This window comes from Kocuria gwangalliensis, from assembly GCF_039544365.1.
GTDB classification, from domain to species: Bacteria; Actinomycetota; Actinomycetes; order Actinomycetales; family Micrococcaceae; genus Kocuria; species Kocuria gwangalliensis.
In genome coordinates this window covers 103,549-129,072 of the sequence record NZ_BAABLN010000034.1, presented here as the reverse complement: position 1 = coordinate 129,072, position 25,524 = coordinate 103,549, and the positions used below count along the sequence as shown (strand labels likewise).

The following is a 25,524-nucleotide window of genomic DNA, read 5'->3' as shown; positions in this document are numbered from 1 at the left end:
CGCATGGGGAACCCCCAGACGAACACCCCCTCGGCGGAGAAGCCGGTCGCGTGGTTATGGATCCAGATGATTCTGGATTCCGCCGCGTGGATCGTCGCCATGTGCGTGGCGGTGCTGCTGCGTTACGAAATGAACGTGCAGTTCGTGTCCACGGGCGGGCTGATCATCACGTGCGCCGTGGCGGTCGCGTGTCAGATGGTGGTGGGTTTCTCGTTCGCCCTTTACAAGGGGCGGTATTCGTTCGGCAGTTTCGAAGAAGCCAAGCTCCTGGTCGTGGTGACGGTGATCGTCATCGCCATTGTGGAGGTCGTGCTCCTGGTCTTCGGTGTGGCCATGGGAATTCCGCGTTCCATCGGGTTCATTGCGTTCCCGTTCGCGTGCTTGTTCATGGCCGCGTTCCGCTACCTCAAGCGCATGTACCAGGAGTCCACGGCCAAACCCGGGGCCGGAGCGCAACACGTGGTGGTGTTCGGGGCGGGATATCTGGGCACCTTCCTGGTGCACCGCATGATGCAGGACCCCTCCTCGGAGTACCTGCCGGTCGCTCTCATCGACGACGATCCGGCCAAGAAACACCTGCGCATCTCATCCGTCCCGGTGATGGGAACCCTGCACGACGTCGCTCAGGTCCTGGAGACCACACGCTCGGCCGTTCTGATTGTGGCCATTTCCGACGTCGAACCGCGCCTGATGCGCCGCGTCTCCGACGCCGTGGCGGGCACCAATACGCGCGTGATGACGGTTCCGCCGATCACCGACATGTTGACCGCCAACCAGCAGAGCGTGGATCTGCGCGATATTGCCATGGAAGATCTCATCGGGCGGCGTCCCGTGGACATCCATGTGGATGCGATCGCCGGTTACATCACCGGAAAGAGAGTGCTTGTCACGGGCGCGGGGGGATCGATCGGCTCCGAGCTGTGCCGTCAGCTCGTCGGGTTCGAACCCGACGAGCTGATCATGCTGGATCGTGACGAAACCGGCCTGCAATCCACCCAGATCTCGATCACCGGCCGCGGACTCCTGGACGGCAACGACACCGTGCTCGCGGATATCCGGGACACCGAATCGTTGGAGCACATTTTCGAACAGAGACAACCGGAAGTTGTCTTCCATGCGGCCGCGCTCAAGCACGTCTCGCTGCTCGAGCAGTTCCCGGATGAGGCGTGGAAGACCAACGTGATGGGCACCCTCAATGTGCTCAATGCCGCGGCCAACGTGGGCGTGGAGGTGTTCGTCAACGTCTCCACCGACAAGGCCGCCAACCCCACCACCGCCCTGGGGCACTCCAAACGTGTGGCGGAAAAACTCACGGCGTGGATGGCCGGTGAGACCGACAACCGGTACGCGTCCGTCCGTTTCGGCAATGTGTTCGGCTCACGGGGTTCCATGCTCCCGTTGTTCGCCGAACAAATTCGGCAGGGCGGGCCCATCACGGTGACCCACACGGAGGCCACCCGGTACTTCATGACCATTCCCGAGGCCTGCCAACTGGTGATTCAGGCCGGTGCCATCGCCAGCGGGGGAGAGGTCCTCATTCTTGACATGGGCGAACCGGTGCGGATCCTGGACATCGCTGAACGATTGCGCGCCATGTCGGGCCGTGAGGACGTGGAGATCGTGATCACCGGTCTGCGTCACGGTGAAAAGCTGCACGAGGATCTGATCGGTGCGGGCGAGAGCGACGAACGGCCACTGCACCCCAAGATCTCCCACGCCAAGGCGGAGCGATTGGATCCGGCGCACCTGGACCGGCACGTGTGGAAGGTGCGCGGGGGTATGTTGTTCACCGGCTCGATTCCCGTGGTGACCGCCAGCACCCAACCCCGCATCACCGATTTCCATGTTCCCCGGGCCAGGGAACACCGCGAGTCATCCCCCCCTGCAGACCGCCACGGGGGAGAGCAATCATGACGGGGCCCATCATCACCACCACGGCAACAGTGTTGTCCCGCGACGCCGGCCCGGGCGCCATTCCGCAGGCCGAGACGCTCCAAGAGCTAACGACCCTGGCCCTCTGGCTGGGCGGGGGAGCTCTCCTTCTTTCCGTCCTCCTGCCGTTCGTCATTAAACCGCTACTGCAGCGGTGGGGCGTCATCGACATCCCTTCCGACAGGTCCTCCCACGACCGCCCGGTCGTCCGCGGCATGGGACTGGCCGTGGCGATCGCCATTGCGGTGATGTATTCCATCGCCATGCTCGCGGGCGTGGTCGAGGTGGACCGCTCCGTCTCGCTCATCGTGCTGGCCATGACCGTGGCCGGTGCCGCGCTGGGCTGGTTCGAGGATTACCGTGGTGCGTCCGTGGGAGCTCGGCTCGGAGGGCAGGTGCTCATCGGTGCACTGGGCACCGGCGCCCTGATCCTCACGCTGGGGATCGCCGTGTGGTGGTGGCCGGTGGGAGTGATTGCCACGGTCGCCTACATCAACATCGCCAACTTCATGGACGGCATCAACGGGATCTCCGGAATGCACGGAACCGTGGTGGGGCTCCTCTACGCCTGGGCCGGTGCCGCCAACAACATGACCTGGATGATGTGCGCCGGCCTAGTGGTGGCCGGTGCCTTCGCGGGATTCCTGCCCTGGAACCTGAGCCGGGGCACGGTCTTCCTGGGCGACGTCGGCTCGTACGTCCTGGGCGGAAGCCTGGTGGCCATCGCCATCGGGGCGTTCCTGTCCGGTGTCTACGTGGAGTATCTACTGCCGCCCCTGCTGATTTACGTGGCCGACACCACCGTGACGCTCGTCAAGCGCGTTCAGCGCGGTGAAATCTGGTACAAACCCCACCGGGAGCACGTCTACCAGCGACTCACGGACGCGGGGTTGTCACATGTCCAGTCCTCGCTGGTCGTCACTCTCGCCACGGTCCTGGTCAGCCTCATCTCGCTGTGGGGACTACGCGCCGACGGCGCAGGTTCGGTTCTCGCCGGATTGGCCGCCGTCGCCGTGGTGGTGCTGTACCTGTGCCTGCCTCGCTTCCTCCGCCCGCTCGCGCGTCGACGCCGGAGCGAGGCGTCATGACCCCGGCGCAGCCCGCGGACCATGCGAGGCACCCGGTCCAGAACCGGGCCGCCGGGGATACCCGTGATGTTTACGGCCGCCCGGTACTCGTTCTCGGCGTCACATCCAGTTTGCTGGCTGTGATTCTCATCACGTGCGCTGTCGCGATCGAGTTCGACCCGCTGTGGCGATCCATCGTGGCGGGGGCCGGACTGGTGGTTCTGAGCACGGGGCTCACCGTGTTCGTCTCGACCCTCATGTATCGCATTGCACCGGCAGCCACGGCTCCTGCGCTCGCTGTGCTCTACCTGATGAAAGTCGTGGTCATGGGGTGGTACCTGCTTTTCGTGGGAGCACCCGCATGGCTGCACTCCTTGGGGTTCGCCATCACCGTTGCCGTCGGTCTCACGCTGTCCTGGCTGGCCCTGGCACCCTTGGCGATGCGAGCCAGCGCGGTTTTGGCCAGGGAATACGCAGCGGTGGTGCGCGCCAGGCAAGAGCAAGCCACCGCCGAAGCAGAGTCGGCACCTATCCTGGACGGACACGTGTCCGAACCGACCGATGGGGCAGAGCATGGCCGAGCATGAACCCGATTTTGCCAACTCGACGCACCATGAGCGCAGGCGTGGCCAAGCTGCGCACAGTGCGGCCGAATCCGAGGACACGCTCAGCACCGCGGGCGAGCTCGTACAGCGAGGGGGACTGGCCGGAGGGCTGACCTTGTTGCTGTACATCGTGGTCGGTGGGGGCTTCTGGAGTTTGGTAGGCTGGGGCGCGGATCACCTGCTGGGAACAGGGTGGTTGGTGATCGTGGGAGCCGTCATAGGTGCGGCTGCCGGGATCTATCTTGGCTACCTCCACATGCGGGAGGGCCTGAACTCCAGTTCGACCCAGATGGAGTACCCGACAAAGACATCGTCGTCTGATCAGGGCCCCTCGCCCCGAGTGTGACCGGTCTGGATACCGCAGAAAGGACCCGTATTGAACCCCGCCTTGAGGATTCCGGCCGAATTCGTGGCCCCGTCAGTTGAGGACGCGCACCTGCCTCCCCTCTTCACCGTGGGCACATTTGAAGTCGGCAAGCATTCTTTGTTGATCCTGTTGTCGGTGGTTCTCATCGCTGGGTTCTTCATGTACGTCGTTCGCCGCCGCGCCCTGGTCCCCTCCAAGGGTCAGTACCTGGGCGAAATGGGTTACGGCTTTGTGCGTAACCACTTGGGCCGCGACATCATCGGTGAGAAAGAATTCCGCCCGTACATTCCGCTGCTGTTCACCTTCTTCTTCTTCATCCTGGTGAACAACCTGTTCGGTTCCATCCCGGTCTTGCAACTTCCGACCTTCTCCCACCCCGGCACCGCGTACGTCTTCGCGGCCATCGCCTACTTCGTGTGGGTTTTCGTAGGCATCAAGCGCCACGGTTTCGGCGGCTTCTTCGTCAAAATGACCATGCCGCCGGACGTTCCCAAGGTCCTGTACATCGTGTTGATCCCCCTCGAGTTCCTCTCGAACATGATCATTCGCCCCGTCACGCACGCACTGCGTGTGTTCGCCACGATGTTTGCCGGCCACATGGCCATCATGGTGGCCGCGGGCTTCACCGCGTACCTCGCCACCGGTGTGGGTGGTGCGCTCGGGATCGGCGGATCCGTCTTCGGCGTGATCCTGGGCCTCTTCATTTACTTCCTGGAGGTTCTGATTCAGATCCTGCAGGCCTACATCTTCACCCTGCTGTTTGCCGTGTATGTACAGGGCTCACTGCAGGAGGGGCACTGACCCCACGAAGCAGCGGTCCGACCGGGCTGCTGATGTGACCATCGTCCATTTACGATTCCAGTAATGGCATCACTGCCCGACACGGGCACCCAGAAAGGAAATATCCATAATGGAAGGTTCGCTTAGCGTCATTGGCTACGGTCTCGCTGCCATCGGTGGTGGCATCGGTGTGGGTTTGATCTTCGCTGCGTACATGCAGGCAGTTGCTCGCCAGCCCGAGTCCCAGCGCGTGATCCAGCCCATGCTGTTCATGGGCTTCGCCGTGGTCGAGGCTCTGGCCATCCTGGGCTTCGTGCTCGCACTCCTCTAAGAGCGGCTCGTCCGCACTTAGTCCTTAACTAGAGAACAGGAATCGCGCACATGACCGCAATGTTGTTGGCAGCAGAAGAAGGGGCCAGCCCCCTCCTCCCCAATGTCTGGGAAATGCTGATCACCGCCATTGGGTTCGTGATTCTGCTTTTCATCGCGATCAAGTTCATCGTTCCGGCATTCGAGAAGGTCTACCGTGACCGCACCGAGGCCATTGAAGGTGGACTTGCCAAGGCAAAGGCCGCTCAGGCAGAGGCCAAGGCAGCTCGCGACGAGTACAACCAGCAGCTTGAGAGCGCCCGCCTCGAAGCCCAGAAGATTCGTGAGGAAGCCCGCAATGAGGGCGAGAAGATCCTCGCGGACTTCAAGGACCGCGCCAACGTGGAATCCGCCCGGATCACCGAGAACGCACACAAGGCCATTGAGGCCGAGCGTGCAGCCGCAGTGGTTTCCTTGCGCGACGAGGTCGGTACCTTGGCTACGCAGCTCGCTTCAAAGATCGTCGGGGAATCCCTGAACGACGACGCTCGTGCAAACCGCGTTGTCGATCGCTTCCTTGAAGATCTTGAGACCGAGCAGGGTCGCACAGGAGCTGCACGGTAATGGCAGAAGCATCGAACGAACCCTACCGTCCCCTCACAGTGGACATTGATCGCTGGGCTTCGGAAGCACACGTCGAAACGGCCAAACAGCTGTTCGGCATGCTCGACGTCATCGACGGCAACGGCGCTCTGCGCCGAGCGCTGACGGATCCGTCACGCGCCGCCGACGATCGCGTGAAACTCGTACGCAAGCTCTTCGGGGAGCGGACCCACAAGTCCGACACCGTTGAGGCTGTGTCCGGTTTCGTGCACCGACTGTTGGGCAACGAGGAACACGATCCCGCTATCGAGATCGTGTCCGAGCTTGTGAAGCAGCGCTCCGCCAATGAGCGGCAACTCGGTGACGGCATTGAACGAGCCGCAGTGACAATGGCAGCAGCGTCTGCCGAGCACCGCGGTGGACTCGACGCCATGGAATCCCTGGTGGACGAACTGATTCAGTTCAAGAACACCGTGGATCATTCCGAGGAGATCCAGGGTGCCTTCGCCGATTCGCGTGCCAGCGCGGACGCCAAGGCGCGGCTCGCTTCCCGATTGATGCCCAATGCATCTGAGGAGGGCGCCCTGTTGACCCAGCGCGCCGTCAGCGAGCCCCGTGGAGCGTTGCCCGGTCGGTTGATCGAGCGCTTCGCAGAAGTTGTTGCAGATCGCCAGCAGCGTTGGATCGCCCGCATCGTGACATCCCGTCCCCTGAACCACGAGCAACTGGAGAAACTGCGTCAGAGCTTGAACTCTCTGTACACGCGGGATCTCAAGCTTGCCGTGGAGGTGGACCCGTCATTGATCGGCGGCTTGCGAGTCCAGGTCGGTGAGGAAGTCATCGACGGGTCCGTGACCCATCGTTTGGGCCAGTTGCGGCAGCGAATCGGAGCCTGATCCCCTGGTGGAGCGGGGATCGCGGGGAGTCGGTCGATGCCGGCATCTCGTCGCGTTGCCTCCACCGGCCGTTGACACGGTCAGCAGGCGATGGGGCAACGCATCGCGACAAAAAGAAGTGAGGTCATTGCGCGGGCGATGATCACGAAACGTAGAGAGCAGGGACAGCAGATGGCCGATGTGACCATCAATGCCGACGAAGTCCGTAGTGCGCTGAACGAGTTCGCGGCGTCCTACGAACCCGGCAATGCAGAACGAGTAGAAGTCGGACGTGTCGCCAGCGCCGCTGACGGTATCGCCCGTGTCGAGGGTCTTCCCTCGGTCATGGCCAACGAGCTCCTGAAGTTCGAGAACGGTGTTCTCGGCCTGGCCTTGAACCTGGACACTCGCGACATCGGTGTCGTGGTGTTGGGTGACTTCCAGGGCATCGAAGAGGGCCAGGAAGTTCACCGTACCGGTGAGGTTCTGTCCGTACCCGTCGGCGAGGGATACCTCGGCCGCGTGGTGGACCCGTTGGGCGAGCCGCTGGACGATCTGGGACCGGTGGCAACGGACGGTCGACGCGAGCTGGAGCTACAAGCTCCTGGCGTGACCATGCGTAAGTCGGTTCACGAACCCTTGCAGACCGGCATGAAGGCCATCGACGCCATGATTCCGATCGGCCGTGGCCAGCGCCAGCTGATCATTGGTGACCGTCAGACCGGTAAGACCGCTATTGCGGTGGACGCCATCCTGAACCAGCGCTCCAACTGGGAGTCCGGCGACGTCGACAAGCAGGTGCGTTGCATTTACGTGGCCATCGGCCAGAAGGCATCCACCATTGCGTCCGTGCGTCAGACCCTCGAGGACAACGGGGCTCTGGAGTACACCACCATCGTGGCCGCCCCGGCGTCCGAGTCCGCCGGTCTGAAGTACCTGGCTCCGTACGCGGGCTCCGCGATCGGTCAGCACTGGATGTACAACGGCAAGCACGTTCTGATCGTGTTCGACGATCTGTCCAAGCAGGCCGAGGCCTACCGTGCCGTGTCCCTGCTGCTGCGCCGCCCGCCGGGACGTGAAGCGTACCCGGGTGACGTGTTCTACCTGCACTCCCGTCTGCTGGAGCGCTGCGCCAAGCTCTCGGACGAGCTCGGTGCCGGTTCGATGACCGGACTGCCGATCATCGAGACCAAGGCGAACGACGTCTCCGCGTTCATCCCGACCAACGTGATTTCGATTACCGACGGTCAGATCTTCCTGCAGTCGGACCTGTTCAACGCGAACCAGCGCCCCGCAGTGGACGTGGGTATCTCCGTGTCCCGCGTGGGTGGTGCCGCTCAGGTGAAGGCCATGAAGAAGGTCTCCGGTACCTTGAAGCTTGATCTGGCCTCCTACCGGTCGATGCAGGCCTTCGCGATGTTCGCATCCGACCTGGATGCGGCGTCCCGTCAGCAGCTCACCCGCGGTGAGCGTCTGATGGAGCTTCTCAAGCAGCCTCAGTACACGCCGTACCCGGTTGCGGATCAGGTCGTTTCCATCTGGGCGGGCACCACCGGCCAGCTGGACGACGTCGAGGTCGCCAACGTGATCGATTTCGAGCAGGCCCTGATCGAACAGGTCCGCCGAACCACCAACGTGATGGACTCGATTGAGTCCACGGGCAAGCTCGAGGACGACGCCGTCGAGGCGCTAAAAACGGCTGTGGCCGAGGTCAAGCGCGACTTCCGCGGTTCCAAGCACGGGATTGAGCCCGGGCACGAGGAACACGGATCCCTGGAGACCCAGGACGTCAACCAGGAAAAGATCGTCAGGAAGTAACCGAGTCAGCGGTGTGCCGGTAACGGCACACCGCTACGGTGCCGAAAGGAAGTTTCATGGGAGCGCAGATTCGGGTCTACCGACAGAAGATCACGTCCACCTCGTCAATGAAGAAGATCTTCAAGGCGATGGAGATGATCGCGACTTCGCGCATCAACAAATCCCGTCAGAGCCTCGAAGCGGCGTACCCGTACGCCAACGCGCTGACCCGTGCGGTTTCACAGATCGCGTCTCAGCACAATATTACCCACCCGCTGACCTCCACTGCAGACGACGTTCGTCGTTCCGCAGTCGTGATTTTCACGTCCGATCGTGGTCTGGCCGGTTCCTACTCCTCGAACGTGCTCAAGCGCGCCGAGGAACTGTTGGGGATGCTGGACTCGGAGGGCAAGGAAGTCCGGGTCTACCTGGTGGGTCGTAAAGCTAAGGCGTACTTCGATTTTCGTCACCGCGATTACGACGAGTTCTGGACCGGCGATACCGACAACGCAAACCCCAAGCGAGCCGAGGAATTGACCGAGCGCCTGCTCGGTGACATCAGCGAAAGCTACGAAAACGGTGGCGTGGACGAGATCCACCTGGTCTACACGGCCTTCAAGTCCATGGTGACCCAGGAGCCGCGTGTGCTGCGCCTGCTTCCCCTCGAGGTGGTTGACGCCAACAACCTCGGCGATGAAGTGGCCGAGAACTACCAGGATCTCGAGGAAACGCAGAACAACTTCGAGTTCGAACCGAACCCGGAGGAGTTCCTCAACGAGGTGCTGCCGCGTTACATCAAGTCTCGTATCTACTCGAGCCTGTGTCATGCCGCGTCGAGCGAGCTGGCCTCGCGTCAGCGCGCCATGAAGGCCGCCGGCGACAACGCGGACGAGCTCATCAAGAAGTACACCCGCTTGATGAACAATGCCCGTCAGGCCGAGATCACCACCGAGCTGACCGAAATCGTCAGTGGCGCAGAAGCCCTCTAACCGGGGCTCCGCCACTACCCACCGCCGAAATGAAGTGAGAGAAATGACTGCCACCATCAATGAACAGGCCGCTCAGCCGGTCTCGGGCGGCGCGACCGGCCGTGTCGCCCGAGTGATCGGCCCTGTGGTCGACGTCGAGTTCCCTGAGAACCAGGTGCCCGCCGTCTACAACGCTTTGACCGCCGATTACGAGTTCAACGGTGAACCGCGCAAGATCACCTTCGAGGTCGCACAGCACCTGGGCGACAACATGGTGCGCGCCATCTCGCTGCAGCAGACCGACGGTCTGGTGCGCGGCACCCAGGTCAAGGACTCCGGTGCTCCGATCTCCGTGCCCGTGGGTGACGTGGTCAAGGGCCACATTTTCAACGTGCTCGGTGATTCGCTGGACCTGCCCATTGCGGAGCTGGACGTTCGGGAACGCTGGCCCATCCACCGCAAGGCTCCGTCCTTCGCGGAGCTCGAGGGCTCCACCGAAATGATGGAAACCGGCATCAAGTCCATTGACCTCCTGACCCCCTACATCAAGGGCGGTAAGATCGGTCTGTTCGGCGGCGCCGGCGTGGGCAAGACCGTGCTGATCCAGGAAATGATCACCCGTGTGGCCCGTAACTTCGGCGGTACCTCCGTGTTCGCCGGTGTGGGTGAGCGTACCCGTGAAGGTAACGACCTGTGGGTCGAGATGGAAGAAGCCGGCGTGCTCAAGGACACCGCCTTGGTGTTCGGCCAGATGGATGAGCCGCCCGGAACGCGTTTGCGCGTGGCCCTGTCGGGCCTGACCATGGCGGAGTACTTCCGCGATGTTCAGAACCAGGACGTGTTGTTGTTCATCGACAACATCTTCCGCTTCACACAGGCCGGTTCCGAGGTCTCGACCCTGCTGGGTCGTATCCCCTCTGCCGTGGGCTATCAGCCGACCCTGTCGGACGAGATGGGTGTGCTCCAGGAGCGCATCACCTCGACCCGCGGTCACTCGATTACGTCGATGCAGGCCATTTACGTGCCCGCGGACGACTACACCGACCCGGCCCCGGCCACGACCTTCGCGCACTTGGACGCCACCACCGAGCTGTCTCGTGACATCGCGTCGCGTGGTCTGTACCCGGCCATTGATCCGCTGTCCTCCACCTCCCGCATCCTCGACCCGCAGTACGTGGGTCAGGCGCACTACGACGTGGCAACCCGCGTCAAGGGCATCTTGCAAGAGAACAAGGAACTGCAGGACATCATCGCGATTCTGGGTGTCGAGGAGCTCTCCGAGGAGCAGAAGGTCGTGGTCTCCCGCGCCCGCCGCATCGAGCAGTTCCTGTCGCAGAACACCTACACGGCAAAGCAGTTCACCGGTGTCGAGGGTTCCACGGTTCCGCTCACGGAAACCGTTGAGGCCTTCGCCAAGATCTGCGACGGCGAGCTGGACCACGTTCCGGAACAGGCGTTCTACAACGTGGGTGGCCTGGACGATGTCATGCAGCGCTGGGACGAAATCAAGTCCCAGACTGGCGAGAAGTAATCATGGCTGAGCTCATTGTTGAGGTTGTTGCCCTGGACCGTAAGATCTGGGCAGGTACCGCCAAAATGGTTCGTGTTCGCACCACCGAGGGTGACATCGGCATCCTCCCCGGACACGAGTCGGTTGCCGGGCTGCTCAAGCCGGGCGAGTTCGCCGTCGAGCGTGTGGACGGCGGCCGTCTGAGCGGTCATATTGACTCGGGATTCATCTCGGTCGACAGTAACCGCGTGACGGTCGTTGCCGACGAGGTCGATTTCGACGGACAGTCCGAGTAAGTAATTCGCAGCTAGAATCGCGCATCGTGGCCCCCGTACCGTCTGGTACGGGGGCCCGTGCAGTCTGCGGGTGCGGCGAAGCCACGTGATCTGGAGGACCCATGGAAGAAAAGATCGAAGTTCACGGACCCACCAAGGTGTCCGGGGTGCTTCCCGTGTCGGGGGCCAAGAACAGTGTGCTCAAGTTGATGGCGGCAGCGTTGTTGGCGGCGGGGGAGTCGACCATCACCAACGTCCCTGAGATTCAGGACGTCACCATCATGGCGGAGCTGTTGCGCCGGCTGGGGTGCACGGTGCGCTACGACCCTGCGCAGCAGACCGTGGATATCGATGTGCCCGAGGTGCTGGGACACCAGGCTGACTACGATCTGGTGCGGGCGATGCGCGCATCCATCTCCGTGCTGGGTCCGCTGGTCGCCCGCTGTCACCGCGCGGAGGTTGCCCTGCCCGGTGGCGATGCGATTGGCTCCCGGGGACTGGACATGCATCGTGCGGGTCTCGAAGCAATGGGTGCGGAGCTGAGTATTGAGAAGGGGTTCTTGAGGGCCTCCGTGGCGGGGAACTTGCGTGGCACCACCTATCACCTGGACTACCCGTCCGTGGGTGCCACCGAGAACCTCATGATGGCCGCCGCACTGGCCAACGGGACCACGGTGCTGGAGAACGCCGCACGGGAACCCGAAATCGTGGATATCGGCCGCATGATACAGGCCATGGGCGCCCACATCGATGGCCTGGGGACCAGCACGATCACCGTGGAGGGGGCTCGAAAGCTGCACCCCGTGACCCATCGAACCGTTCCCGATCGGATTGTGGCCGGCACGTGGGCCTTTGCCGCCGCCGTCACGGGCGGCCGGGTGGAGATTCAGGGGGCGGAACCCGCGCACCTGACCATGGTCCTTGAAAAGCTCCGCGCCGCCGGCTGCACCATTGACACCTCCCGTGGCCGGTTCATCGTTGAAGGCCCGGAGCGACCTCACGCGATCAATGTCTCGACGTTGCCCTACCCCGGTTTCCCCACGGATCTGCAACCGTTCGTGGTGGCATTGAACGCCGTGGCGCAGGGGTCGGGCATGGTCACGGAGAACGTGTTCGAGGCTCGCTGGGGTTTCACCGCGGAACTGGAGCGACTGGGTGCCCGCGTCCGACTGGACGGTCATCACGCACGCGTGGACGGTCTTCCCGCGCACCAGTTGTCGGGGGCGCCGGTCGAGGCCAAGGACATTCGCGCGGGTGCCGCCCTGGCCATCGTGGGTATGGCGGCCACCGGTGTGACGGAAGTATCCGGGGTGGCGCACATCGACCGCGGCTATGAGCATTTCGTGGAGCGACTCTCCGCTGCCGGCGCCAGCGTTGAACGACGCATTGTGGGCGGTTTGTTCTAAGCCGTGCTGGGCCGCATCCACCCGGGTTCGCACTGACGCCGGGGACCTGCCCACCTCCGTATTCGTTACGGAGATGAACAAAACCCCGCAGCCACCTGGCTGCGGGGTTTTGTGTGGGGTGAAACTATCAGATGACAGTCACGCCGGTTGCCTGGGGGCCCTTCTGGCCCTGACCGATTTCGAACTCGACGCGCTGGTTCTCTTCGAGAGTGCGGAATCCACCGGTCTGGATTTCACTGTAGTGAACGAAAACGTCACCCTCAGCGTCGTCCGGGGTGATGAAGCCGAAGCCTTTTTCTGCGTTGAACCACTTAACGGTGCCCTGAGCCATAATGGGGCGCTCCTTCTGGAGTAAATAAATGCGTGTACTTGTTTTCGTACACCTGAACAGGTACCGCGAGAAGGCTGTGGATGCGGCTCACTAAATGTTGCGCCACAGCGCCAGTCAGAACTTCACGCTCGCTACCATTCCTGCGAGCATGTAAAACATGAAGCGAAGAACGGTACTAGCTTCACACATTGCAAGTCCAAGGTCAACAGCTATCAGCCTACTGATGAGAAAGTCGCCGTGCGTTCACGTGACGTTCGTCTCAGAGCGGCTCCGGCGCTTCTAGAACAGCCGTGACTGGGTGTCCACATTGCCCCGCATTTCCTCATAATCCAGGGTCACGCATTCAATGCCGCGGTCGTGGGCCAGGGTTCGGGCTTGCGGCTTGATCTGCTGGGCCGCAAAGACACCTCGAACGGGCCGCAATAGGGGATCGCGGTTGAGGAGTTCGAGATAGCGGGTCAGCTGCTCCACACCGTCGATGTCGCCGCGGCGCTTCAGTTCCACCGCCACACTGGCACCGGATCCGTCACGGGCCAGGATGTCCACCGGGCCGATGGCCGTGGGGTACTCCCGGCGCACCAGGGAGAAGTCGTTCCCGAGCAGCGTGATTTGTTCGGCCAGCAAACGCTGCAGGTCCGCTTCCACACCGTCTTTGACTAGACCCGGGTCAACACCCAGGTCGTGGCCGATGTCGTCGTGGATCTCGTAAATATCGATCAACAGTCGATCATCGGTCTTGGCGGCCTGGACCACCCAGGCCTCCCGTACGCCTTCGCCGACCTGCTCGGCACTCGGCTCAGCCACGTGGAGTTTGGCCGGAGGGCTCATCCAGTTCAGGGGTTTGTACGACCCGCCGTCGGAATGCACCAGCACGGACCCGTCCGCCTTGAGCATGAGCAGGCGTCGGGCCAGGGGCAGGAAGGCATTGAGGCGGCCTTCGTAACGCACGGAACAGTCAGCTATTACCAATCGCACCGGGCAAGCCTATCGCCCCGTCGACGACGGCGCGCACCCGGCCGTCAGCGCATGGCTGCGGCACCTCGCGGACCGGACCGAGCGTCGTCGGCGGCGGTCAGCGAGCATCCTGACGGGGCACAAAGACCTCCCGCACCAGGAGGAGACCGGCGGCGGCCGTGGGAATGGCAATCACTGCGCCGAGGATTCCCCACAGCGCACCGCCCGCTGCCACGGCGATCACGGCCACCGCGCCGGGCACGGCCACCGCGCGTTTCATGATGCGGGGTGACACGAAGTACGCCTCGACCTGGAGGTAGGCGAAATAGCACACGGCGAAGGGCACGACCGAGTCCCAGCCACCGAGAATGGCGAACAACGTCATGAGGATGCCCGCCAGGACACCGCCGACCAGAGGAATGAACGCGAGCACCGCCACGAACAGGACGAGCAGGGTCGCGTACGGGACACCGGTGATGTTCATCAGGACGAACGCCACGGAGGCGTTAATGAGTGCGACGCAGGCCTGGCCGACCACGTAGTTACCCACCCCGTTGACCATTTGGTCGCCGAGCTTCTGAACCCCGGCGCGTCGACTGGCCGGAGCCAGGCGGTATCCCCAGGCCTTGGCCATGGGAAGGGAGAACAAGAAGTACAACGTGAGTGCCATGACAATGATGGTGCCCGTGACCGCATTGATCACCACCCCACCCACGCTCACCACGGAACCGAACATTCCACCCAGCACATCCTGATTGGTGGCCAATTGGGTTTGCCATGACCCCACGGTTCGTTCGAAGGTGGCCGCAATGTCGAATCGGTCGTCCATGGCCAGGAAGAACGAGGAGCCCATGAAATCGTTGACGAGTTCGGGAATGGTGCCCATGAACTGTTGGGCCTGACTCATGATCCGCGGAACAACCAGCACGATGAAGGCCGTGACCGCCAGGGCCAGGGCCAGGATCACCACGGCCACCGCCAGGGGCCTCGGCAACCCGCGCGCTTCGAGCCACCGCACAATGGGGTCCAACCCCAGGGCAATGAACGCGGCGGTGACCACCCAGCCGGCCAAACTTCCCACGTTGGTCAGCACGTAAAAACCGAGCAGGGCAATGCCGACACCGACGGTCAGGAAGAATCCAGTCTGCACCGGATGACCACCGGCGAACATCCCTTTGTCCCACGGCGCACGACGGGGTGGGGAGGCGGCACCGGGACTGGCTCCGGGCTCCGGGGGCACATCGAAGCGATGGCGCGACGGGCGGAATCTCGGTGCAGACTTCTCCGGCGGCTGGGGCGATGTGGTCACGCCGGAAGCGTACAACGCACGGCCGCGTTGAAGTGGGCGTGGCGCGCATGGCGATAATGGTCAGAGAGCACAATGCATTGCATCCGGCGCTGACCACGAGCGCGATGTGGCGCCCGGAGGCATGAGGATGCGGCGACAAAGGAGACCGAGCATGAGTGAATTTCCCCAGCAGAACGACCAGCACCGGACGAACCCCGGTTCACATGAGCAAGCGGTGCCGGCGTCGGTGCGCGGAGCAGTGGATCTCGGAGCCATGCACTCCCCGGAAGCGGATACCTCCGGGGCGGCGGCGCCGTCGGCGGGCACGAACCACGGTGCAAGCTATCGCGTGAGCATCACCGTCCAGGACTTCCAGAAGTACGCGGAACAGTCGACCACCGTTCCGGTGGTGGTTGCCCTGCATGCACCGCAGAGCCCCGAGTCCGAGACCTTTGTGGAGACCCTCGCGGAACTGGTGGACAGCTACCGGGGCAAGCTCCTGCTGGGCACCGTGGACGCGTCCAAAGAACAGCAGATCGCCCAGGTGTTCCAGGCCCAGAGCGTTCCCACCGTCGTGGCCATGGTGGGCGGTCAGGCCGTGCCGCTCGTGAATTCGACCGTGCCCGCGGACCAGATGCGTCAGCTCCTGGACGAACTCCTCACGCTGGCAGCTGAGAACGGTGTGACCGGCACGGCCGAACCCACCGCGCAGGCGGCCCCCAAACAACTGCCCCCGCTGCACCAGGAAGCGCTCGACAAGCTCGAAGCGGGTGATTTGCACGGCGCGGAGGCCAGTTACAACAAGGCGCTCGCAGAGAACCCGGGCGACAAGGATGCCAAGCTCGCGCTCGCCCAGGTGCACCTGCTGCAGCGCGTGAGTGAAATGGACGCGAATGCTGTGCGTCAAACTGCTGCGGATGATCCCCAGGACATCCGGGCCGCGCTGGACGTGGCCGATCTGGATGTTTCGGGCGGCCACGTGGAGGACGCGTTCCGGCGCTTGCTGCAGCTTGTTCGGACCACCACCGGTGAGGAGAAGGACACCGTGCGCGAGCGCCTGGTGGAACTTTTCGACGTGGTGGGTTCCGAGGATCCTCGTGTCACCACGGCTCGCGGCCAATTGATGCGGGCGTTGTTCTAGACCGCGGCGCGGGCTCCGGTCGTGGGCCGTCATCCGTGACTCAGGTGTGAGCCTCGCTCACGCCAGGGGATGACCTGGCCGCTTCGGAATTCACACCGGCGGGGGATGTGTGTCACACGGCCCTGTTCATAGGCTGGGGTCATGAGCATCCAGGCAGACAGTTCCAGGCCCGCGGAGCGGCCTCCGCAACCACACGCTCCGAACCCAGCACTGCTGATCCAGGACCTGACCAAGGTCTACGGCCACCCCGGACCGGGGGCTCGCCCGGCCGCGGATCGTGTCAACCTCGCGGTACCCCGCGGGTCGTTCTACGGACTGGTGGGGCGCAACGGCGCGGGTAAGACCACCACGTTGTCCATGGCCACAGGCCTCTTGCGACCCACCGCGGGCACGGTCTGGGTGGGTGGCGGTAGCCAGGGCCGGCCCGTGGACGTGTGGGCCGATTCGGTGACCGCCAAACGACGCATGGGTGTGCTGCCGGACGGAACCCACTTGTTCGACCGGCTGACCGGCCGGCAGCTGGTGACGTATTCGGGTCTGCTGCGCGGCATGGACCGGGAGCTGGTCAAGGAGCGCACCGAGGACCTCATTCACGCAATGGACCTCCAGGATGCCGCTGGCAAACAGGTCCAGGACTACTCCGCGGGTATGACCAAGAAGATCGCCCTGGCCGCGGCCATGATCCACGCACCGGCGCTGCTGGTGCTCGACGAGCCGTTCGAGTCGGTGGACCCGGTGTCCGCCGCCAATATCCGGGCCATCCTGCATCAGTACACGCAGGCGGGCGGCACGGTGGTGGTCTCAAGCCACGTGATGGACCTGGTCCAGCGCATGTGCGACCACGTGGCGGTCATGGACAACGGTCGGGTCCTGGCGCAGGGCACGGTCGAGCAGGTGCGCGGTGAGATGTCCCTCGAGGATCGTTTCGTGACTCTCGTGGGCGGCCGCACGGACGCGGGGGAGGGTTTGTCGTGGCTTCGACCCGAATGAATTCAACCGAGCGGAGCGTAACCTCCGGCGCGCCCGGCACTGACACCTCTGCGCAGGGCACGGTGGACGTGGCCCCCGAAACGCTGCGACCCACCGGGCCCGCGGGTCCCTCCACCCACGCGCGTGCCGTGGGGCCGCTGACCGAGGGCCTGCGCATGGCAGCGCTGAAGTGGCGGTTGTTGATCAACACCCTCACGCGCAGCACGTGGATCCTTGTAGGAACCATTCTGGGCGGGTTGTACGTCCTGTTCCTGGTGGGCTCGTTCGGTGTTGCGCTGTTCCTGTTGGGCAACGAGTCCCTCGAGACCGTCCGCACCGTGGCCGTGTTCTTCGGCACCCTGCTGCTCGCGGGCTGGTGGCTCGTGCCGGTCGTCAGTTCCAAGGCGGATTCCAGTTTGGACCCGTCCCGATTGGCCTTGTTTCCCTTACGGATCCCCGGCATTCAGATCGGCCAGATCCTGGGCGCCGTCATCGGCATTCCGGGTATCGCGACCGTGCTGATCACGGCGGCGTGGATTTCGTCATGGCGTGCTTGGGGCAGTGCCCTGGTGCTCGCCATCCTGTGCGCCCTGCTGGGATTGCTCCTCGCGTTCGTCGGTTCTCGGGCGGTCACGGCTCTGTCCGCGAATTTCAACAAACGGCGCCGCGCCGGGGAAATCATCTCGATCGTCTTGTTGGGTCTGGTGGTCCTGCTCGGCCCGCTGTTCGCATTGATCGGTCGCGGTGTCGGACAGGTGTGGGAGCAGCTGCCGACCTGGGCCGGTTATCTCGCGTGGTCACCCTTGGGCGCCACGTGGGCCATTCCCGCCGACGTCGCTCGGGGCCAGTGGGGTGCGGCGCTCGGACGTCTGGCGATCACCGTGGCCACTCTGGCCGTGTTGGTGGTGGTGTGGCGTGCCGCTTTACGCGGGGCTCTGGCCGATGCCACCGGCGACGCCGCTCGCTCCGGTTCCAGGTCCATGTCCGGGGTGGGCCTGTTCGGCCGGTTGCCCGCGACGGGCTGGGGAGCCGTGATGGCGCGCTGCCTCACGTACTGGCTCAAGGACCCCCGGTATTCGGCCACGCTGCTGATCATCCCGGCCATGGCGGCCGCTTTCTGGTTCATCAGCGAAGACGGCACCGGCCCCATTTGGGTTCTTCCCTGCTTTGTTGCGCTGCTGATGGCGTACGCGATCTCCGCTGACGTGGGCTACGACAACACCGCGTTCACGCTGCACATCCTGGCACCGGTCAAGGGAAGCCACGACCGCCTGGGCCGGGCACTGGCCATGCTGTGCATCGGGGTGCCATTCGTGATTGCCATGCTCGCGCTGAGCATGGTCCGTACCGGTGGGTGGAGCTATCTGCCCGGCATGATCGGGATCTGCGCGGCACTGTTGTTGGCCGGTACCGGTGTGGTGTCCGTGATGTCCGCCCGCTACACCTATCCCGTGCCGCCCCCGGGAGCGTCTCCCCTCAAGACCCCGCAGGGGTACACGCTGCTGAACGTGATCATCCAGTTCGTGATCCTGGGTGCCGTGGCGCTCATGGCGTTGCCGCCGGTGATCCTGCTCGTCACGCAGGTGGTCACCGGGCAGGCACTGTGGGGCTGGCTGGCCCTGGCAGTGGGCATCGTGGAAGGCCTGGGTGTCTTCTGGGTGGGTATTGTGCTCGGCGGGAAATGGCTGGACCGCCGCGCCCCTGAGCTGCTGCAGGAGGTTGCGCAGTACCGCTAAGCGCTTCGCGGCTCAGCGTCCAGAGTTCTTCCAGAGCCTGGGCGCTGAGTCGTGTCCGGGCCCGGGGGTAGACTGTGGGCCATGGAGAACACCGCAGCATCGATGAGCACTGGTAGCACCGTTGAGCACCGTCACACGGTGACCAATGGTCTGTTCGGCCGCAAGGCGGACACCGTGGGATCCACCTCCACCATTGAGCGTGAGGACACGCGTCAGCTGCAGGAACCCGGCGATCACGAACGATTCTCCCACTACGTGCGCAAAGAAAAGATCATGGAATCTGCGCTGTCCGGTGAACCGGTGATCGCCCTGTGCGGCAAGGTGTGGCTGCCCGGCCGCGATCCGCAGAAGTTCCCCGTCTGCCCCGCATGCAAGGAGATCTATCAGGGACTCCGCCCGGGCAAGGACGATTCGGACAACAACTAAGCATCCATCACAAAATTCGTCACGTGGGCCCCTGGGCCGCGTGACCGGCGGCGCCCGTGCTCGCGGGCGCCTTGTGCTGTGCGGGCCCACACGCCGTCGTACGCGAGGCGGTTCATGCGGCACGTGCGCGGAGAGGACGAGCACTACGTGTCTGAAAGCGATCAGTTAGACCTGTTCGGAGCGGTGGCGGACCTGCCACCGGCATACCCGGATCGCGCGGCGTGGGGCACGGCACCCAAGCTGCGTGCATGGCAGGCGGAGGCCCTCCGGCGCTACGAGGAATCCCAGCCCCGGGATTTCATGGCGGTGGCGACACCGGGTGCCGGTAAAACGACCTTCGCGTTGACCGTGGCCAAGAAGCTCCACGATTCCGGCAAGATCCAGCGCATCACCGTTGTGACCCCCACCGAGCATCTCAAGCGCCAGTGGGCCGATGCCGCCGCGCGCGTGGGACTCGCCCTGGACCCCAATTTCAAGAACGCGGACGGTAGCCACGGCTCGTCCTACATGGGCGCTGCGGTGACCTACGCCCAGGTGGCCAACAAGCCGTTGTTGCACCGGGCGCGGACCGAAGCCGGACGCTCCCTGGTGATCATGGACGAAATCCACCACGCCGGTGACGCCCTGTCCTGGGGAGACGGCCTGCGTGAGGCGTTCGAACCCGCGGCCCGTCGCTTGGCACTCACCGGTACCCCGTTCCGTTCGGATACGTCACCGATTCCATTCGTGACGTATCAGGAGGACCGGGAGGGAATCCGCCGCTCCACCGCCGATTACACCTATGGTTACGGTGACGCACTCAAGGACCACGTGGTGCGCCCGGTGATCTTCATGGCGTATTCCGGCCAGATGCGGTGGCGGACCTCCGCCGGTGAGGAAATGGCTGCCCAATTGGGGGAGGGCTTCACCAAGGACATCACCTCCCAGGCGTGGCGCACCGCGCTGGATCCCAACGGCCACTGGATTCCGTCCGTTCTGCAGGCCGCTGATCAGCGGCTGACCCAGGTCCGCCGCGCGGTGCCCGACGCCGGTGGGTTGGTCATCGCCACCGATCACCAGGATGCCAAGGCGTACGCCGAACAACTCACTGCGATCACCGGACGCCGCCCCACGGTGGTGCTCTCCGACGACAAGGCGGCGTCGAACAAGATCGACGAGTTCTCCGAATCCGATCAGCGCTGGATGGTGGCGGTGCGCATGGTGTCCGAGGGCGTGGACGTTCCTCGCCTCGCGGTGGGCGTGTATGCAACGTCCACGTCCACGCCGTTGTTCTTCGCGCAGGCGGTCGGTCGTTTTGTGCGCGCGCGAAAGCGCGGTGAGACGGCGTCGGTGTTCCTACCCTCGGTGCCCGCACTCATGGGCCTCGCCAACTCCATGGAGGAGGAGCGCGATCACGCGCTCGACAAACCCAAGAACATGCCCGGCGTGGTGGATTTCGATCAACCCATGGAGAGCGGCTGGGACGACGACCTGCTCGAGGAAGCCAATCGCGAAGAGAACGCATCGGGTTCGCTGGCCCAGGGTAACTTCGAGGCCCTTGACTCCGATGCTTCCTTCCACGGTGTGCTCTTCGACGGCGGCGCGTTCGGTGGCGGCGTGGCCGTGGGTTCCGAGGAGGAAGCGGACTTCCTGGGGATTCCCGGGCTGTTGGACGCCGAACAAGTGTCCACCCTGTTGCGGGAACGACAAACCCGGCATGCCCAGCGCCGCTCCGGCGATTCACCGTCGGAACCGGCCGCACCCGCGGTGCCCGATCACCGGCGGCTGAAGGAACTGCGCTCGCAACTGTCCAAGAACGTGTCCGCGTGGTCCGCGCGCACGGGTACCCCGCACGGCATCATCCACAATCAACTGCGGGAGAAATGTGGCGGCCCGGCGGTCGCCCAGGCCAGTGCGGACCAGATCACCGCGCGGTTGGCCCTGTTGCAACGGTGGTTCATCGGGCGGAAATAGCAGGCCGACAGGCAACGACCCGACCATGACAAGGGCTCCGAACAACATTGTTCGGAGCCCTTGTCATGCGGTGGGTACATCTGCCGATCAGCCGAGACACGGTCAGTCGGGCGGGGCCGGTCGAGCGGGGGTCAGTCGAGCGGGGGCCGGCCGAGATCCTCGACCACGGCCACGCCGGCGTCCGCGAGTTCCACGGTGGCGCGCTCGCCGGACTCCTTGGCCACCGGGGCGGTCAGGGGTAACAGGACCCGGGTCTCGTAACCGGCGTCCATCGCGTCCTTGGCGGTGGCCAGAACGCAATAGTCCAGGGCGAGCCCCACGACGTCCACGGCCTCGATCTCATGCTCCTGGAGCCAGTCGTCCAGGCTGGTCCGTTCTTCATCCGCGTCCTCGGGGTCTTCGCCCATGGGGACGTCCACGTCCGGGGCGGACAGGCCCTCGAAACCGGAGTAGGCGGCGTCGTAGGCGCCCTTGCGGAAGAATTCCGTGACGTGGTCGGTATCGAAATGCGGGTGGGTTGCCGCACCGTCGGTCTCAGCCACGCAGTGCACCGGCCAGCTCGACACGAAGTCCGGTTCGTCGCTGAAATGCGACCCGGGATCGATGTGCCAGTCCTGGGTCGCGGCGACCACCCGGTAGTCGGAGTGGTGGTCCTCCAGGTATTCCGCGATCTGCGCGGCCACCGCGGCGCCTCCGGTCACGGCCAGGCTGCCGCCTTCGCAGAAATCGTTTTGTACGTCAACAATGATGAGGGCTGTGCGCACGGGTGCCTCCTTGATCAATGAGCGGTTCCGGGTTCGATGATGGTGGGAATCACGGGCTCGCCCTCGGACAGGCGTCGGGCCGCGCGGGGCAGTTCCGCCACGGACAGGGCGTGGCGTTCGCGGGCGCGGCCCACGGCCTGCGCACCCACGTACCCGTCGCGCAGTTCACCGCCGGTCACGTAGTGGACCAGCAGCTCACGGTCGTCTCCGTCATCGGTCGGTTCATGGGAGACACCCACGATTTCCTGGGTGGCCTCGCCCTGGTCGTTACGACGGCGCAGCGCGAATTTTTCGCCACCCACCGATGCTTTGCCGGACGAGGCCTTGGCCACGGGCTCCATGGTGCCGGAGGCGCCTTCACGTGCCACGAGCTTGTACACCATTGACGAGGTGGGCGCACCGGAACCGGTGACCAGGCGGGTGCCCACGCCGTAAGAATCCACGGGAGCCGCGCGCAGGGCGGCAATGGCGTACTCGTCGAGGTCACTGGTCACCGTGATCGTGCTGTTGGCGTTGCCCAGCTTGTCCAACAAAGAGCGCACCTGAGCCGCCTGGGTGACCAGGTCGCCCGAATCCAAGCGGACCCCGCCCAGATCCGGGCCGGCAATGTCCACGGCCAACCTGACCGCTTTTTCCACGTCATAGGTGTCCACCAGCAGCGTGGTGGAGATCCCCAGGGCATCGATCTGGGCCCGGAAGGCCTCTTCCTCCGAGTCGTGCAGCAACGTGAACGAGTGGGCGGCGGTGCCCACCGTCTTCACGCCGTAGCGATAACCGGCTTCCAGATTGGACGTCGAGGTGAACCCGGCAATCACGGCCGCGCGAGCAGCTGCGACAGCAGCCTCCTCGTGGGCGCGGCGGGAACCCATTTCAATGCACGGGCGCTCACCAGCAGCACCCACCATGCGGGATGCAGCGGAAGCCACGGCGGAGTCGTAATTGAGCACCGAGAGGATGTAGGTCTCCAGGACGCAGGCCTCGGCAAAAGAGGATTCCACGGTCAGCAGGGGCGAGTGGGGGAAGTACACCTCACCCTCGGCGTAGCCGCGGATCTGTCCGGTGAACCGGAAATTCTCGAGGTAGCCGATCGTTTGTTGATCCACCACGTTCGTGTCCCGCAGGAACCGCAATTGAGGCTCCGAGAAGCGGAACTTCTCGAGGCCCTCCAACACGCGACCCACCCCGGCGAACACGCCGTAGCGGCGACCATTGGGCAGGCGGCGGGCGAACACCTCGAATACGCTGCGCCGCGAGGCCGTTCCCGCCCGCAGCGCGGCCTGGAGCATGGTGAGCTCGTAATGGTCCGTCATGAGGGAGGTCGGTTGGGGTTCCCATGGATAGCTGCGCTGATTCACGCCTCCAGCCTAATGGGATCGGCTCACTGCGCACATCCGTGCGTGGCGGATACGATAGGCGCACCATGATTTGCACTCCTTTATCCGCGCGTGCCCGATACGCACCCGTTCTCATGAGCGCGGCTCCGGTCGAGACTCCTGTTCTGACCCAAGACCCCGAAACCCGCACGATGCTCAGCGTTCCGTGGAACGTGGTGGTGTGGGACGACCCCGTCAACCTCATGAGTTACGTGGTGTATGTGTTCCGTTCCTACTTCGGCTATTCGGATTCCAAGGCTCGGACCTTGATGCTCGAGGTGCACCACAACGGGCGCTCCATTGTGGCGTCGGGGACCCTCGAGGAAGCAGAGACCCACGTGAGTGCCCTGCATGGATACGGACTCTGGGCCACGTACGAACGGGCGGACCACAACTAATGGCACAAGGATTCAAGAAGACCCGCAAGGGCATCGTCGGGCGCTTCGAAGCACCCGAAGTTCAGTTACTCCAAAAACTGTTTTCCGACGTCGCCGGGACCCTTGAGCCCCAAGCCCGCCCGGATGAGGATCCCCTGGCGGCCCTGGTCGGTATCGACCAGGACGCGAGCGAACCCACCGACCCGGCCCTGAAGAGACTGCTCCCGGCTGCGTCCATGGACCCCGAGCGAGCGGAAGAATTCCGCCGGCTGACCGACAGGTCACTGCGCGAGGCGAAGGTCGGGGCGCTGAAGGCGTCGTCGTTGGCGTTGGAATCCGATCCCGTGACCCTGACCGTGGAACAGGCGCAGGATTTCGCGCGATCGCTCAACGATATTCGGCTGGTGCTGGCAACGCGGTTGGACATCACCACGTCCGAGGACGCCGAACGGGTCGGTGAGCAGGTCGACTTCGCAGACGTGGGGGACATCCATGACTACATGGCGGTCGTCTACAACTTTGTGTCCTGGCTGCAGGAGTCACTGATGAATGCGTTGCTCAAGACGCTCTGACCGTGCCGAGCACGGCACCGTGGCACTGTGAGATGTCTCGCATGTGCTGCACGTCCTCGCCGTCAGTTACCGAAGCGTCCGATCCTTTGGATGCACATTTTGGGCTGAATTTTCCAGTTTTTCGCCGTTGTGCCGCACCGTCAGGCACGGACTGTTACTTGTAGTGTGTCCGCTCATCGGTGGCTCGGATAGGGAAAATCAGCGCGGAGCGTTACTGTCTTTCGATATGCAGGATGAGCACGTGAACACTTCAGGCCCCAATCCGAATTCGCCCATTGGCGTGTTCGATTCCGGCGTGGGTGGATTGACCGTTGCTCGTTCCATCATTGACCAGTTGCCGCACGAGGAAATCCTGTACGTGGGGGACACCGCGCACGGCCCCTACGGTCCACTGCCCATTGCTCGGGTGCGTTCCCTGGCCATGGACATCATGGACGACCTGGTTGATTCCGGCGTGAAACTCTTGGTCATCGCCTGCAACACGGCGTCCGCTGCCGTGCTGCGCGATGCTCGGGAGCGTTACACCCGGGCCTACAACATTCCCGTGGTCGAGGTGATCCAACCGGCCGTCCGGCGCGCGGTCGCCACCACGCGCAACGGGAAGATCGGCGTGATCGGTACGGAAGCCACCGTGGGTTCCCGTGCCTACGATGACACGTTTGCCGCGGCACCGCATTTGCAGGTCACGTCCGTGGCGTGTCCGGAATTCGTCGACTACGTGGAACGTGGCGTGACCACGGGACCCGAACTCTTGCGCGCCGCCCAGGGTTATCTGGAGCCGCTCAAAGATGCGGGTGTGGACACACTGGTTCTGGGGTGCACCCACTACCCGCTCCTGACCGCGGTGATCTCCTACGTCATGGGGGACAGCGTGAACCTGGTGTCCTCGGCGGAGGAAACGGCGCGCGATGTCTACCGCGCACTGATGGACGACAACCTGGAGCGCGACGTCAACCTCACTCCGCACCACGAATTCTTGGCCACGGGTGATCCCGAAAGTTTTGAAGTTCTTGCCCGCAGATTCCTCGGACCCGAGGTGCTGCGCGTTCGTCATACGTCCTCGGTGGCCGAACAGTACCCCACGGGTTCTTTGGCCATGATCCACCCGGCTCAGCGTTGAGTCGGCACCACGAAAGGCACCCGCAG

General features: G+C 63.9%; 26 protein-coding genes. 21 read left to right on the top strand and 5 right to left on the bottom strand.

What is annotated here, in order from left to right:
- Nucleotides 1-3: 3 nt before the first annotated feature.
- The 13 genes from ABEA06_RS11760 (at nucleotide 4) to murA (ending at nucleotide 12,494) form a co-directional block, all read left to right on the top strand.
- On the top strand, nucleotides 4-1,914 hold the full coding sequence (locus ABEA06_RS11760; RefSeq protein WP_345311600.1) for a polysaccharide biosynthesis protein: 1,911 nt from the start codon (nucleotides 4-6) through the stop codon (nucleotides 1,912-1,914).
- A complete protein-coding gene (locus ABEA06_RS11755) occupies nucleotides 1,911-3,020 on the top strand; it encodes an MraY family glycosyltransferase (protein ID WP_345311599.1) in 1,110 nt (369 codons plus the stop codon). The genes ABEA06_RS11760 and ABEA06_RS11755 overlap by 4 nt, the downstream gene beginning before the upstream one ends.
- Nucleotides 3,017-3,586 carry a hypothetical protein gene (locus tag ABEA06_RS11750; RefSeq protein WP_345311598.1) on the top strand — a complete coding sequence of 190 codons (570 nt, stop codon included), beginning with the start codon at nucleotides 3,017-3,019 and terminating at the stop codon, nucleotides 3,584-3,586. Before ABEA06_RS11755 ends, ABEA06_RS11750 begins: the two co-directional genes overlap by 4 nt.
- A complete protein-coding gene (locus ABEA06_RS11745; protein ID WP_345311597.1) occupies nucleotides 3,573-3,950 on the top strand; it encodes an AtpZ/AtpI family protein in 378 nt (125 codons plus the stop codon). Before ABEA06_RS11750 ends, ABEA06_RS11745 begins: the two co-directional genes overlap by 14 nt.
- Before the next feature lie 30 nt (nucleotides 3,951-3,980).
- The gene (gene atpB, locus ABEA06_RS11740; protein WP_303381575.1) at nucleotides 3,981-4,772 is read left to right on the top strand and encodes a F0F1 ATP synthase subunit A; all 792 of its coding nucleotides are present in this window, start codon (nucleotides 3,981-3,983) and stop codon (nucleotides 4,770-4,772) included.
- A 109-nt stretch (nucleotides 4,773-4,881) separates the two neighbouring features.
- Nucleotides 4,882-5,082, top strand: a complete 201-nt coding sequence (locus tag ABEA06_RS11735) for an ATP synthase F0 subunit C (RefSeq protein ID WP_016996283.1) — start codon at nucleotides 4,882-4,884, stop codon at nucleotides 5,080-5,082.
- Nucleotides 5,083-5,132: 50 nt separating this feature from the next.
- Nucleotides 5,133-5,684, top strand: coding sequence for a F0F1 ATP synthase subunit B (locus ABEA06_RS11730; protein ID WP_303381574.1), 552 nt, complete (start codon nucleotides 5,133-5,135; stop codon nucleotides 5,682-5,684).
- Nucleotides 5,684-6,559, top strand: coding sequence for an ATP synthase F1 subunit delta (gene atpH, locus ABEA06_RS11725; protein WP_345311596.1), 876 nt, complete (start codon nucleotides 5,684-5,686; stop codon nucleotides 6,557-6,559). Before ABEA06_RS11730 ends, atpH begins: the two co-directional genes overlap by 1 nt.
- A 171-nt stretch (nucleotides 6,560-6,730) precedes the next feature.
- Nucleotides 6,731-8,356 (top strand): F0F1 ATP synthase subunit alpha, encoded by a 1,626-nt coding sequence (gene atpA / locus ABEA06_RS11720; protein ID WP_303381572.1) that lies wholly within the window; start codon nucleotides 6,731-6,733, stop codon nucleotides 8,354-8,356.
- A 56-nt stretch (nucleotides 8,357-8,412) separates the two neighbouring features.
- Nucleotides 8,413-9,324, top strand: a complete 912-nt coding sequence (locus ABEA06_RS11715) for a F0F1 ATP synthase subunit gamma (RefSeq protein ID WP_345311595.1) — start codon at nucleotides 8,413-8,415, stop codon at nucleotides 9,322-9,324.
- Nucleotides 9,325-9,367: 43 nt separating this feature from the next.
- A complete protein-coding gene (gene atpD, locus ABEA06_RS11710) occupies nucleotides 9,368-10,834 on the top strand; it encodes a F0F1 ATP synthase subunit beta (protein WP_345311594.1) in 1,467 nt (488 codons plus the stop codon).
- 2 nt (nucleotides 10,835-10,836) lie between these two features.
- On the top strand, nucleotides 10,837-11,109 hold the full coding sequence (locus tag ABEA06_RS11705; RefSeq protein ID WP_303381919.1) for a F0F1 ATP synthase subunit epsilon: 273 nt from the start codon (nucleotides 10,837-10,839) through the stop codon (nucleotides 11,107-11,109).
- 101 nt (nucleotides 11,110-11,210) lie between these two features.
- On the top strand, nucleotides 11,211-12,494 hold the full coding sequence (murA, locus tag ABEA06_RS11700; protein WP_303381918.1) for a UDP-N-acetylglucosamine 1-carboxyvinyltransferase: 1,284 nt from the start codon (nucleotides 11,211-11,213) through the stop codon (nucleotides 12,492-12,494).
- Between the two features lie 127 nt (nucleotides 12,495-12,621).
- On the opposite strand, the gene ABEA06_RS11695 is transcribed toward murA, so the two are convergent.
- From ABEA06_RS11695 to ABEA06_RS11685, 3 genes are all read right to left on the bottom strand, one after another.
- The gene (locus ABEA06_RS11695; RefSeq protein WP_095797343.1) at nucleotides 12,622-12,825 is read right to left on the bottom strand and encodes a cold-shock protein; all 204 of its coding nucleotides are present in this window, start codon (nucleotides 12,823-12,825) and stop codon (nucleotides 12,622-12,624) included.
- Nucleotides 12,826-13,104: 279 nt separating this feature from the next.
- A complete protein-coding gene (gene nucS, locus ABEA06_RS11690; RefSeq protein ID WP_303381917.1) occupies nucleotides 13,105-13,800 on the bottom strand; it encodes an endonuclease NucS in 696 nt (231 codons plus the stop codon).
- Between the two features lie 97 nt (nucleotides 13,801-13,897).
- Complete coding sequence (locus ABEA06_RS11685) at nucleotides 13,898-15,088, bottom strand: AI-2E family transporter (protein ID WP_345311593.1); 1,191 nt, start codon at nucleotides 15,086-15,088, stop codon at nucleotides 13,898-13,900.
- Between the two features lie 151 nt (nucleotides 15,089-15,239).
- On the opposite strand from ABEA06_RS11685, the gene ABEA06_RS11680 reads away from it, so the two are divergent.
- From ABEA06_RS11680 to ABEA06_RS11660, 5 genes are all read left to right on the top strand, one after another.
- Nucleotides 15,240-16,208: a tetratricopeptide repeat protein gene (locus tag ABEA06_RS11680; RefSeq protein WP_345311592.1), complete on the top strand. Its 969-nt coding sequence runs from the start codon at nucleotides 15,240-15,242 to the stop codon at nucleotides 16,206-16,208.
- Between the two features lie 141 nt (nucleotides 16,209-16,349).
- Nucleotides 16,350-17,198, top strand: coding sequence for an ABC transporter ATP-binding protein (locus ABEA06_RS11675; protein ID WP_303381914.1), 849 nt, complete (start codon nucleotides 16,350-16,352; stop codon nucleotides 17,196-17,198).
- Nucleotides 17,180-18,913 (top strand): hypothetical protein, encoded by a 1,734-nt coding sequence (locus ABEA06_RS11670; RefSeq protein WP_345311591.1) that lies wholly within the window; start codon nucleotides 17,180-17,182, stop codon nucleotides 18,911-18,913. Before ABEA06_RS11675 ends, ABEA06_RS11670 begins: the two co-directional genes overlap by 19 nt.
- Before the next feature lie 81 nt (nucleotides 18,914-18,994).
- Nucleotides 18,995-19,339 (top strand): DUF3039 domain-containing protein, encoded by a 345-nt coding sequence (locus tag ABEA06_RS11665; protein ID WP_303381912.1) that lies wholly within the window; start codon nucleotides 18,995-18,997, stop codon nucleotides 19,337-19,339.
- Between the two features lie 114 nt (nucleotides 19,340-19,453).
- Nucleotides 19,454-21,292: a DEAD/DEAH box helicase gene (locus ABEA06_RS11660; protein WP_345311590.1), complete on the top strand. Its 1,839-nt coding sequence runs from the start codon at nucleotides 19,454-19,456 to the stop codon at nucleotides 21,290-21,292.
- Nucleotides 21,293-21,423: 131 nt separating this feature from the next.
- Here ABEA06_RS11660 and ABEA06_RS11655 read toward each other — a convergent pair whose 3' ends face one another.
- Nucleotides 21,424-22,056 carry an isochorismatase family protein gene (locus ABEA06_RS11655; RefSeq protein WP_312395609.1) on the bottom strand — a complete coding sequence of 211 codons (633 nt, stop codon included), beginning with the start codon at nucleotides 22,054-22,056 and terminating at the stop codon, nucleotides 21,424-21,426.
- Nucleotides 22,057-22,070: 14 nt separating this feature from the next.
- The gene (locus ABEA06_RS11650) at nucleotides 22,071-23,411 is read right to left on the bottom strand and encodes a nicotinate phosphoribosyltransferase (protein ID WP_345311589.1); all 1,341 of its coding nucleotides are present in this window, start codon (nucleotides 23,409-23,411) and stop codon (nucleotides 22,071-22,073) included.
- A 170-nt stretch (nucleotides 23,412-23,581) separates the two neighbouring features.
- Here ABEA06_RS11650 and clpS point away from each other — a divergent pair, with 170 nt between their 5' ends.
- The 3 genes from clpS (at nucleotide 23,582) to murI (ending at nucleotide 25,498) form a co-directional block, all read left to right on the top strand.
- On the top strand, nucleotides 23,582-23,827 hold the full coding sequence (clpS, locus tag ABEA06_RS11645) for an ATP-dependent Clp protease adapter ClpS (RefSeq protein ID WP_303381921.1): 246 nt from the start codon (nucleotides 23,582-23,584) through the stop codon (nucleotides 23,825-23,827).
- Complete coding sequence (locus ABEA06_RS11640) at nucleotides 23,827-24,378, top strand: DUF2017 domain-containing protein (RefSeq protein WP_345311588.1); 552 nt, start codon at nucleotides 23,827-23,829, stop codon at nucleotides 24,376-24,378. The genes clpS and ABEA06_RS11640 overlap by 1 nt, the downstream gene beginning before the upstream one ends.
- 226 nt (nucleotides 24,379-24,604) lie before the next feature.
- Nucleotides 24,605-25,498 (top strand): glutamate racemase, encoded by an 894-nt coding sequence (gene murI, locus ABEA06_RS11635; protein WP_303381907.1) that lies wholly within the window; start codon nucleotides 24,605-24,607, stop codon nucleotides 25,496-25,498.
- Nucleotides 25,499-25,524: the final 26 nt, after the last annotated feature.

Coding starts and splice junctions, on each gene's coding strand:
- murI (WP_303381907.1), top strand. CDS start 24,605: ATGCAGGATGAGCACGTGAACACTTCAGGCCCCAATCCGAATTCGCCC.
- clpS (WP_303381921.1), top strand. CDS start 23,582: ATGCTCAGCGTTCCGTGGAACGTGGTGGTGTGGGACGACCCCGTCAAC.
- atpH (WP_345311596.1), top strand. CDS start 5,684: ATGGCAGAAGCATCGAACGAACCCTACCGTCCCCTCACAGTGGACATT.
- atpD (WP_345311594.1), top strand. CDS start 9,368: ATGACTGCCACCATCAATGAACAGGCCGCTCAGCCGGTCTCGGGCGGC.
- murA (WP_303381918.1), top strand. CDS start 11,211: ATGGAAGAAAAGATCGAAGTTCACGGACCCACCAAGGTGTCCGGGGTG.
- ABEA06_RS11640 (WP_345311588.1), top strand. CDS start 23,827: ATGGCACAAGGATTCAAGAAGACCCGCAAGGGCATCGTCGGGCGCTTC.
- ABEA06_RS11695 (WP_095797343.1), bottom strand. CDS start 12,825: ATGGCTCAGGGCACCGTTAAGTGGTTCAACGCAGAAAAAGGCTTCGGC.
- ABEA06_RS11715 (WP_345311595.1), top strand. CDS start 8,413: ATGGGAGCGCAGATTCGGGTCTACCGACAGAAGATCACGTCCACCTCG.
- ABEA06_RS11755 (WP_345311599.1), top strand. CDS start 1,911: ATGACGGGGCCCATCATCACCACCACGGCAACAGTGTTGTCCCGCGAC.
- ABEA06_RS11675 (WP_303381914.1), top strand. CDS start 16,350: ATGAGCATCCAGGCAGACAGTTCCAGGCCCGCGGAGCGGCCTCCGCAA.
- ABEA06_RS11705 (WP_303381919.1), top strand. CDS start 10,837: ATGGCTGAGCTCATTGTTGAGGTTGTTGCCCTGGACCGTAAGATCTGG.
- atpA (WP_303381572.1), top strand. CDS start 6,731: ATGGCCGATGTGACCATCAATGCCGACGAAGTCCGTAGTGCGCTGAAC.
- ABEA06_RS11745 (WP_345311597.1), top strand. CDS start 3,573: ATGGCCGAGCATGAACCCGATTTTGCCAACTCGACGCACCATGAGCGC.
- ABEA06_RS11730 (WP_303381574.1), top strand. CDS start 5,133: ATGACCGCAATGTTGTTGGCAGCAGAAGAAGGGGCCAGCCCCCTCCTC.
- ABEA06_RS11665 (WP_303381912.1), top strand. CDS start 18,995: ATGGAGAACACCGCAGCATCGATGAGCACTGGTAGCACCGTTGAGCAC.
- ABEA06_RS11660 (WP_345311590.1), top strand. CDS start 19,454: ATGCGGCACGTGCGCGGAGAGGACGAGCACTACGTGTCTGAAAGCGAT.
- ABEA06_RS11735 (WP_016996283.1), top strand. CDS start 4,882: ATGGAAGGTTCGCTTAGCGTCATTGGCTACGGTCTCGCTGCCATCGGT.
- ABEA06_RS11760 (WP_345311600.1), top strand. CDS start 4: ATGGGGAACCCCCAGACGAACACCCCCTCGGCGGAGAAGCCGGTCGCG.
- ABEA06_RS11680 (WP_345311592.1), top strand. CDS start 15,240: ATGAGTGAATTTCCCCAGCAGAACGACCAGCACCGGACGAACCCCGGT.
- ABEA06_RS11750 (WP_345311598.1), top strand. CDS start 3,017: ATGACCCCGGCGCAGCCCGCGGACCATGCGAGGCACCCGGTCCAGAAC.